The following is a 9659-nucleotide window of genomic DNA, read 5'->3' as shown; positions in this document are numbered from 1 at the left end:
GGCGGTCTGGGAGACTGGCGCTCGACGATGTGGTTTGTGACTGCCGTCGGCGTGATTGCCTGGTTCGCCGTCTACATGATGCTGCCCGCCATTCCCGCCTTGCCTGCGGTGACCTTGCGCCAGCGCCTCGCTCCGCTGAACGACAGCCGCATCACGCTGACGCTACTGACGACTCTGGTTGCCTACGCAGGTCTCTTTGCGGTGTACACCTACATCGGCGTCGCCTTCGAACGCGTCACCTCGGGTCAACCTGACGTGCTTGCCGGGCTTCTTTTGCTGTGGGGCTTTGCAGCGACCGCGGGCAATCTCGTGGCTGGAAAATTGACCGACCGCTTCGGCAACCGGATGATCATCGTTGGTTCGCTTGCGGTTGCCGCAATCGACTTCGCATTGTTGCCGTTGGCTTCCGCCCATCTCTGGAGCGCAGCCATCGCAATTGCCGTGTGGGGCGTATGCGGCTGGGGACTGCTCGTGCCGCAGCAACACCGCCTGATCAGCCTCGCACCCGCCTCCGCACCGCTTCTGCTCGGACTCAACTCCGCGGCACTGTATGTCGGCGTATCGGCTTCCGGCGTGATCGGCGCCGCCGGCATCGCCTTGCTCGACCGTCACCAGCTCGGTTACGTGGGCGCCGTACTCGTCGCGGTCGCGTTCGTCATCGCAGAACTGGCCTATCGCCTCATGCGCCGGTACCGGACGAGTGATGCTCGGCTCGCCGGTTCAGCGGCGAATTGAAGTGCATGCGTGCCGGATTTCATCCTGAATTTTCTCGGCTACCAAAGTGAAGCGGGCTTTTGGCATATCCGCCACAAGTCCGCGATTTCTGCTCCATACAGGAACACTTCCGACTGTCCCCCCTGTCCCAAAAAAGAACACCCATATCATGCTTCCGGAGTGTTTGATTTGAGTCAAAGTGTCGTCGCATTTGCGTTGAATAGACTGGCTCCATCTATCACCGCCAAGGAGTCGTCCATGAAAGCTTTACCTCGCATTTTCCTGCTCTGCCATCTCGCGCTGGGCGCCGTATCCCTTGCCCATGCTGCCCCGACCAATGCATCGATCGGTGCGATCGAACGCGCGGAAGCAGACAAGGCAAAGTCGCTGCTCGAGGACGCGGTTTCCTATCTGCAGAAGAACGGAACCGACAAGGCATTCAAGGCATTCAGCAGGCGCGACGGCGAGTTCGCGCAGGGATCGTACTACGTCTATGTAATGGGGCTGGACGGGATGATGGTCGCGCATGGCGCAGCACCCGAAGTGCTGGTTGGCACCAACGTCACCGACCTCCGTGACGCCGCGGGAAAACCGTTCATCCGCGAGATGCTGGACAAGGCCGCAACGAGCGGCAGCGGCAGTGTCGAATATCGCTGGCTTAATCGGAGCAACAACCACGTCGAACTCAAGACGGCCCTCTTCACCAAGGTCGACAACCATGTCGTCAGCGTGGGCTACTACCTGCCTCGCTCCACCGAAGAAGAAGCGCAGGGCATGCTGGATAAGGCAGTCGCGCAAATGAAGAAGTCAGGCGCGACCGCGTCCTACCGCAAGTTCAATGATCCCAAGGGCGCATTCATCCGGGGCGACCTGTACGTTTTTGCCATCGGTCTCGAGGATGGAAAATATCGCGCTTCCGGCGCCGCGCCGCGTCTCGTCGGCAAGAATGTGCGCGATATGCGGGACGCGGAAGGAAAGCCGCTGGTGCAGGAAATGATCGCACTGGTCAAGGAGAAAGGCAGCGGCACGGTCGATTATGTGTGGCGCAACCCGGCGACCAACGCTGTCGAGCCGAAGCACTCGCTGGTCCAGCGGGTGAACGATGTCGTGGTTGGCGTGGGCTATTACTCGAAGCAGAAGTAGAGGCGGTTGCCGAGCAGGCGGACAGGCCTGCCTGCTCCGGCCTGACTCAATGCAGCGCCCGCTGTTCCATCCAGCTGGCCAGTTCATCGGCAGGCATCGGCCTGGCATACAGAAAGCCCTGCGCGGTGTCGCAGCCGAGATCGCGCAGGCAACTCACCTGCGCCGTGGTTTCCACACCCTCGGCTACGGTCTCGGCACCAAGCTTGCGGGCGAGCGAGATGATCGTTTCTGCGAACATGTCGCCCCTGCCGCAGTCGATCTCGGCAATGAACGAGCGATCGATCTTGATGCAATCGATCGGCAACTGCCGCAGGTAGCCGAGCGAGGAGTAGCCGGTGCCGAAATCGTCGATCGTGATTTGGATACCCGCCTGTTTCAGCGCGTGCAGATTGCACAGGACGACCTGCGGTTCGTCCAGCAGCAGGCTTTCAGTGATTTCCAGTTCCAGCGCGGATGCGGGCACGCCATGCGCGGCCAGCGAGCGTGCCACGCGCTCCGGGAAATCGGGGCGGCGCATCTGCGGCATGCTGACATTGACCGCAATCCGGCGCGGCGCATGTCCGCGCGCCGCGAGCCGGGAATACGCGGCACAACTCTGATCGAGTATCCAGGCGCCGAGATCGACGATCAGGCCGGATTCCTCGGCCAGCGGGATGAACACCTGCGGCGGATGGGTGAAGCCATGGCTGTCCGGCCAGCGCGCCAGCGCTTCAAGACCGATCACGCCGTCATCGGCCAGCGACACTTGCGGCTGAAACCAGACCGCCAGCCGGCCGTCATAAAAATCTCGGCGCAACTGGCGCAGCATCTCGAGACGCGAGTGGGTGTGCTGCTCCATGTCGGGTGAAAAATAGGCCGGTCCGGCATGCGGATTGAGACGCGCCCGCGTGAAGGCCATGTCCGCACGATTGAATAGCGTATCGCCGCTTTCAATCCCGGTAATGCGGCACAGGCCGATGGTTGCGCTGATCTGCAATAGCTGGTCGCCGGCGGCGAACGGCTCTTGCAGCAGCGCCAGAAAGTGTTCGGCAGTGAGCCGCGCTTCCGCGCCAATCAAGCCATAGGTATCTGCACCGATGCGCGCCAGATGGCAGTCAGGACAGGCCTGGCCCAGGCGCTGCCCAAGGGCGATCAACAACTGGTCGGCCACGGCGTGGCCGAGCGCATTGTTGATGTCGGTGAAGCGATCGATGTCGATCATGCACACCACGTGTCCCTGTGCCGGAATGGCACCGGCCTTGTCCAGCTCCTCGATGAAGCGCGTCCGGTTGGGAAGGCGAGTCAAGGGATCATGGTAGGCAATGTAATTGAGGCGTTCGACCAGCGAGACATTGTCAAAGCAGGACAAGAGGTTGGCGGCAAAAATTTCGAGCAACTGGAGCTCGACCGCGGTCAACTGCCTCTGGTTCCTGACGAGCATCACCGCCAGCCGGTGGCCAGCGCGCAGGAACAAGGCCGTGTAGCCTGCCGCGAAACAATGCGATTGCCGCGCCATGCTTTCCCGGACGGCAGCGATCATCTCCGTATCGGCCAGCGCTTCAAGCGGCCTGCCGGCAGCACCAGCGAATTCTCCGGCACCGGCAACGACCTGGGGCACTTCAAGATCCTTTTCATCACCGACACTGCCACCTTTCACGCAAACGATGCCGTCACCGCGCATGTGCATCAGCGACATCATGAGCCGCAACGCATTGCTCGCGAAGCTGTCCAGTTCCTGGGCCTGCATCAGGCCTGGGGTCGCCGTGACGATCAATTCCAGCCCGCGCCGGTTTTCGCTGATCGTGCGCAACTGGTCGTAGGAACGGATCGCCGCGATCAATGCCGTCACCAGCCGGGTATGCGTGAGTTCGGATTTGGTCTTGTAGTCGTTGATGTCGTAGTCGCGGATCACCTTCAGTTCCGGCGCATGGCCGGGCTGGCCGGTACGCAGGATGATGCGCACATCGGTCAGGCCAAGCTGATGGCGGATGCGTTGCACCAGGTCCAGGCCGGCATTCGGACTTTCCATCACCACGTCCAGCAGGATGACGGCGATTTCGCGTTCGACTTCCAGGATGCGGGCAGCCTCGGCAGCGGAATGGGCGTTGATCAGCTGCAGCGGCCGCCCGGCGATGCGCATATCGTGGATCGCAAAACGGGTCGCCTCATGCACCTCGATGTCGTCGTCGACAATCAGCAGCTTCCATGCCGCGCCGCCGGCCTCGGCCTGTTCGGGTTCCTGGTCGAGAAAGTCGAGCGGTTCGTCTTCAGGTCGCATGGCGCTCCTCGTCGGCGACCGGCGCTTCCGGCGCAACCAGCGGCAGCAGCAATTCAAAACTTGCCCCTTGGCCTGGCCTGCTGGTCAGCCTGATCGTACCGCCCAGGACGACGGTTGCCAGGTTGTAGACGATGTACAGGCCGAGGCCGCTGCCGCCTTTTCCCAGCTTGGTGGTGTAGAAGGGATCGAACGCGCGCCGTGCAGTGGCATCGCTCATGCCTGTGCCGTCGTCGCTGAAGCGCAGTGCGACATGATCCTCGCCGCTTCGTTCGGCGCTGATGTGGATTGTCCCCTCGTCGATGTCTTCAAAACCGTGCATCAGCGAATTGGTCAACAGGTTGGCGATGATCTGCTCGATCGGTCCGGGATAGCCCTCGAGCTCGATGCCGGGTTCGACGTCGACGACCAGGCGATGGCGCGTCGGCCGCAGGTTCGGCTGCAGCGTCGACAATACCTCGTCCAGGGCTTGGCGCAGGTCGAATTTGCGGCGCCGCATGCTGGTCTGGTCGACTGCGACTTGCTTGAAATTGCCGATCAGCGCCGCGGCGCGTTGCGAATTGCGCTCGATCAGCTGCGCCGCTTCGCGGCACTGGTCAATGAAATCGCGCAGCGCCTGTTTGCTCAAACCGCCGGCAGTGAACCGGTCGGTGAAATTGCCGACCACTTCTTTCAGTGCCGACGCCACCGTCAGCGAATTTCCGAGCGGCGTATTGAGCTCGTGCGCGACGCCGGCAACAAGGCTTCCGAGGGCTGCCATTTTCTCGGCCTGTACCAGCTGGTTCATCGCCTGCTCCAGGCGGACAATCAAGACTTTCTGCTCTTCGCGCTCGCGCTCGAGTGCGGTATGCGCCCGCTTGCGCTCTTCGATTTCGCGCTCCATCTGTTCGGTGGTGCGTTGCAGCGCGCGGTTGATCTTTTCATTTTCCCGCAGCGCCGCCTCCAGTTCGCGCGTCCGGTCGCGCACCTGGTCTTCGAGAACGATGGCAGTCTGGAACAAGCCGAAATCCGATCCCTGCGCATTCATGCTGCGCTCAGCACGGTTGATCAATGCCCGCACGATCTTGTTGAGGCGCACAATTTCATTTTGCAGCCGCTGCTCCTCGCCAGCGGCGGAGGAGGGCATCAGTTCAGCCATCGCGCGGGCTGCCGAAAGCGATGCCGGTCAAGGTCTGGTTGACGTGCACGCCGCGGAACTGCTCTCCGTAAGTACTGAAGCCAATCGCGTTGTTCCGCTGCAGTACGGCGCCGACTGCCTCCTTCAGGCCGCTTTGCTTTATTTCCAGGTTACGCAGCACGCAGTCGCAGGCAATCACCATTTGCAGGGGGCCGACCGCCGCCCGCAGGTTCTCGAACGCGTGCTCCAGGTTGCCCACGAGATCCACGCCCCGCACGACGCGCAGCACCAGTCCTTCGTCGATTGCACAATAAAAAGTCAGGCTGCCGTCCGGGTTGGATTTCTGGATCGACCTCACGTAATCGGTGCCATCGACTGCCACGACCACGGGCGATGCGGCAAAGCGATGCGGGCTCAGATCGCTCACATCCACGCCGACCACGCGCGCGTATTCCTCGGCTGCCGGCAAACCGTTGATTTCCTTGACGACACGGCGGCTGGCGTCGGCCTCCGTGACGACGAGCCGTTCCGACTCGCTGACAAAATGCTGCGTCTTGAAGATCCTGAAAGGCAGGGTGCTGCTGACCAGGATCAGCGCGGCACTGTCGGAATGAAACTTGTTGTTGTGAAAAACCCAGCCACGCGCCAGCTTCAGGTCATCCCCGGCGGAACCGCCGAAAAGCGGAATCTCCCCAAGTCCGTCTTGCAAGGCGCGCGCCACCGGCTCCTCACGCCGGGACATGCCATCGATCATCAAAAACGCGAAACTGTTGCTGGTGTCGGCCGCCGGCGCATGGCTTTCCAGTTGCTGCAGCAATGACTGCGCAAAGCGACGCCCACCGGCAATCTCGAATTGCTGAAGCTGGTCGATATGTCCGATGACGGCTGAACACACATGAGCGGAAAAGCTGGCGCCGCTGATGCTGTGCGCCTCATAGCCGAGCGGTCCGATTTCGCCGGCCGTCGTGCAGCCGACCACCGTCAGGCCGGCGAACACGCGGTTTATCTCATCGGCGATCGCATCAAGATCATAGAGACTGGAACAAAAGAAAACCACCAGCTCGATATCGGGCTGTTGAATACCGGCATGAAGTTCGCGCACGGCAACGCGTGCGTCTTCTGCGCACGACTGCGCAGTACGAACATGGTGTTGTGAGATCACTGCTTATGCCTCGTCGCGACACTGCGGCATGTCTTTTTTCTGCTATTGGGCCTTTCCTTGGAAACCATTCAACTGGCAAAGTTCATACGCGATCCGGGCGAGGCTTTGCTACAGGAAATTCCCGAAACGTTGCAGGAGCGCAGGCAGGGCGCCTTGCGCCCTGAGCTTGCACGTCAAATCACGCCCTGTGCCAGCATCGCGTCCGCCACCTTCACGAATCCCGCGATGTTTGCGCCATGCACGTAGCTCATCTTGCCGTCCGGGCGCGTGCCGTATTCCAGGCATGCGGCATGAATGCCTTTCATGATTTGCAGCAGACGGTTGTCCACTTCCTCGCGCGGCCAGGACATGCGCGTCGCATTCTGGCTCATCTCCAGCCCGGAGGTGGCCACACCGCCGGCGTTACTGGCCTTGCCCGGCGCAAAAAGAATTCCCGCTGCCTCGAACGCCTTGACGGCCTCGATCGTGGACGGCATGTTGGCGCCTTCGGCCACGCACAGAACGCCGTTCCTGATGAGGGTGGCGGCGTCATCGGCATCCAGTTCGTTCTGCGTCGCACATGGAAGCGCCACGTCGACCGGTACATGCCACGGACGCTTGCCGGCTTCAAAGCGGGCACCCGTACGCTGGGCATAGTCGTTTACCCGGCCGTAGTGATGGTTCTTTACATCCATCAGGATGGCGAGTTTCTCCTGCGTGAAGCCATCCTCGTCGAGGATGGTGCCGCTGGAATCCGACACGGTCACGACCTTTGCGCCGAGCGCCATTGCCTTTTCCACTGCGTATTGCGCGACGTTGCCGGAACCGGAGACCGCCACGCGCAACCCGGCGAACGAGCGGCCGCGCGTCTTGAGCATCTCCTCGGCGAAATACACCGTGCCGTACCCTGTCGCTTCGGGGCGAATGAGTGAACCGCCGAAGGTCAATCCCTTACCGGTAAACACGCAGTCGGCGCGATTGCTGAGTTTTTTCATCATGCCGGCCATATAGCCGACCTCGCGGCCGCCGACGCCGATGTCGCCGGCGGGCACGTCCGTATCCGAGCCGACATGACGGAACAGCTCGCTCACGAACGCCTGGCAGAAGCGCATTACTTCGCCCGGGCTCTTGCCCTTCGGGTCGAAATCGGCGCCGCCCTTGCCGCCACCCATCGGCAGCGTGGTGAGTGCGTTCTTGAAAGTTTGTTCAAAGGCCAGGAACTTCAGCACCGACAGGTTGACCGACGGATGAAAACGAATGCCGCCCTTGTACGGGCCGATCGCCATGCTGTGCTGGATGCGGTAGCCGCGATTGACCTGCACCTGCCCATGATCGTCCACCCAGGCAATGCGGAACATGACGACGCGCTCCGGCTCGACGAGCCGGTCAAGCAAGCCTTGCTCGGCATATTTCGGGTGGCTTTCGATATACGGCCACAGGCTTTCCATGACTTCCGTCACTGCCTGCAGGAATTCCGGCTGGCCCGGATTGCGGTCGCCCACGTGTTGCAGGTATTGGTGGGCAGAGGCGTACTTCATGCTTTCTCCTAAGTTGCGTGGTTGGGGGGCGGGCACGGCAACCTCCATTGCCGCATGTCCGCAAAATCAGTCATTCCTTCGACATCGATCCATAGACGTCATCATTCGCCGTCCGGTCCAGCTTCCCGGCGCGCAGGTCACGGTAAACCGCTGCGCGCATGAGAAGCATCGACACGACGGGCGCGGTCATCAGGACGAACAGGGTGATCAATACTTCGTGCAATACCAGGCGTGATTGCAGCACCGTGAAATACAGCATGGATGCCAGCAGCACGCCGCCGGCGCCGAGCGTGACAGTGATGGCGGGGCCGTGAATGCGCTGGTAGAAAGTAGGAAGGCGCATCAACCCGAGCGCACCGATCAGGATGATGCTTCCGCCGACAACCAGCAGCAGCGATACCGCAACGGCGGCCCACGCCGGGATGTGTTCCATTCCATTCATTCGATGATTTCCCCCCGCATCAGGAACTTGGCCAGTGCAATGGTCGAGACGAATCCCAGCAATGCAATCAGCATCGCCGCCTCGAAATAGACCTGGCTGCCAAAGCGAATGCCCAGCACCAGTGCCAGCAGCATGCAGCACATCCATAGCGTATCCAGCGCGAGGACGCGGTCGTGTGCGGCGGGCCCGATGAGCAGGCGCACCGTGCAGAACAGCATGGCAATGACCACGCATGCACCTGCGTAGCCGATCGCCAGTTGCAACAGGATTTCCATGGAACGCTCCTATTCAAAGATCTCGATCAGCGGTCTTTCGTAGTGGGACTTGATCGTGTCGACCCACCATTGCTCGTCGTGCAGGTCGAACACGTGCAAGGCGAGCTCGTACTTTTCCGGGAGGATTTCCACCCACACGGTGCCCGGCGTCATGTTGATCAGGCACGACAGCAAGGCAAGCCCATACGGATTCTTCAGGTCAAGCGGAATGCGGATGAAGCGCGAGTTCAAGCCCTCGGGCCGGGCGAACAGGATGATGCGGCTGACGTTGAAGCAGGAACGCACGATTTCGATCCCCGCCAAGGCCAGCAGCTTCAGCAGCTGTACGGGCTTGGAGAGCCGGGGAAATCCGATCGGATGAAAGAACGGACGCGTCAACAAGGGCACGCCAAGGGCAAGCATGAGCCCCAGCAGGAGATTTGCCGCATCGGCGCTCTGCTGAAGCAGCAACCACAGCAGCAGCACGATTCCCGACACGAGCGGCGATGGCAGCCAGCGTTTCATTGTGCGCCCCCCTTGTGTTGCACGCCCGGCACAACGGGCTCGGACAACACGCGCTCGATATAACGGTCCGGACGATGCAGGTCGGCGGCAGTTCGCTCCAGGTAAGCCATGACCGGTCCGGCCTTCACGGTCAGTAACGCGCACAGCACCAGCAGCAGGCAGATCGGCGCCACTTCGGTGATGGGCAGGCGCGGTTGCGCGACCTTGCCGGCAGCCCAGAATGTGCGCACGCCAAAGCGCATCAGCGCGATGATGGCAGCCATGCCGGAGAGCAGGATCAGCGTCATGAGCGTCCAGGTCGTCGCCGTTGTGCTTGCTCCAGGCGGATTGATGAGTGCATGGAACAGGCTGAATTTCGCGACGAAGCCTGATAGCGGCGGCAAGCCGGTAATGACCAGGGCGCAGGCGGCAAACGACAGTCCGAGGAATGCCAGTGCGGCGGGAATTCCGACGCCAACCGGCTCTCCGGGCGACTCCTCGACAGCAAACGCTTCCATCGTCACCGCCAGCACTGCCGCACCGGGAGAGCGG

At 61.5% G+C, this 9659-nt stretch carries 9 protein-coding genes and 1 pseudogene; 2 read left to right on the top strand and 8 right to left on the bottom strand.

Annotated features, from left to right (window positions below):
- Together AYR66_RS27660 and AYR66_RS27655 are read left to right on the top strand one after the other, a co-directional pair.
- Positions 1 to 735: MFS transporter (locus tag AYR66_RS27660; protein ID WP_206047371.1), on the top strand; the 735-nt coding region annotated here is incomplete at its 5' end.
- Between the two features lie 237 nt (positions 736 to 972).
- Positions 973 to 1857: a cache domain-containing protein gene (locus AYR66_RS27655; RefSeq protein WP_088710744.1), complete on the top strand. Its 885-nt coding sequence runs from the start codon at positions 973 to 975 to the stop codon at positions 1855 to 1857.
- 46 nt (positions 1858 to 1903) lie between these two features.
- On the opposite strand, the gene AYR66_RS27650 is transcribed toward AYR66_RS27655, so the two are convergent.
- The 8 genes and pseudogenes from AYR66_RS27650 to AYR66_RS27615 form a co-directional block, all read right to left on the bottom strand.
- Positions 1904 to 4114, bottom strand: coding sequence for a putative bifunctional diguanylate cyclase/phosphodiesterase (locus AYR66_RS27650; RefSeq protein ID WP_088710743.1), 2211 nt, complete (start codon positions 4112 to 4114; stop codon positions 1904 to 1906).
- Positions 4104 to 5249 carry a sensor histidine kinase gene (locus AYR66_RS27645; RefSeq protein WP_088710742.1) on the bottom strand — a complete coding sequence of 382 codons (1146 nt, stop codon included), beginning with the start codon at positions 5247 to 5249 and terminating at the stop codon, positions 4104 to 4106. Before AYR66_RS27645 ends, AYR66_RS27650 begins: the two co-directional genes overlap by 11 nt.
- A complete protein-coding gene (gene nosP / locus AYR66_RS27640) occupies positions 5242 to 6387 on the bottom strand; it encodes a nitric oxide-sensing protein NosP (protein WP_206047375.1) in 1146 nt (381 codons plus the stop codon). The genes AYR66_RS27645 and nosP overlap by 8 nt, the downstream gene beginning before the upstream one ends.
- A gap of 176 nt (positions 6388 to 6563) precedes the next feature.
- On the bottom strand, positions 6564 to 7907 hold the full coding sequence (gene gdhA, locus AYR66_RS27635; RefSeq protein WP_088710740.1) for an NADP-specific glutamate dehydrogenase: 1344 nt from the start codon (positions 7905 to 7907) through the stop codon (positions 6564 to 6566).
- Between the two features lie 70 nt (positions 7908 to 7977).
- Complete coding sequence (gene mnhG / locus AYR66_RS27630; protein ID WP_088710739.1) at positions 7978 to 8349, bottom strand: monovalent cation/H(+) antiporter subunit G; 372 nt, start codon at positions 8347 to 8349, stop codon at positions 7978 to 7980.
- A complete protein-coding gene (locus AYR66_RS27625; RefSeq protein ID WP_088710738.1) occupies positions 8346 to 8624 on the bottom strand; it encodes a K+/H+ antiporter subunit F in 279 nt (92 codons plus the stop codon). The genes mnhG and AYR66_RS27625 overlap by 4 nt, the downstream gene beginning before the upstream one ends.
- Before the next feature lie 9 nt (positions 8625 to 8633).
- Positions 8634 to 9128 (bottom strand): Na+/H+ antiporter subunit E, encoded by a 495-nt coding sequence (locus AYR66_RS27620; protein ID WP_088710737.1) that lies wholly within the window; start codon positions 9126 to 9128, stop codon positions 8634 to 8636.
- A pseudogene (locus AYR66_RS27615) lies at positions 9125 to 9659 on the bottom strand (monovalent cation/H+ antiporter subunit D); the annotation flags it as partial. The pseudogene AYR66_RS27615 and the gene AYR66_RS27620, both read right to left, overlap by 4 nt.

The organism is Noviherbaspirillum denitrificans, from assembly GCF_002211445.1.
GTDB lineage: Bacteria > Pseudomonadota > Gammaproteobacteria > Burkholderiales > Burkholderiaceae_D > Noviherbaspirillum > Noviherbaspirillum denitrificans.
Note: the sequence above shows the minus strand (reverse complement) of the source record. Positions and strands in the feature narration are given on the sequence as shown.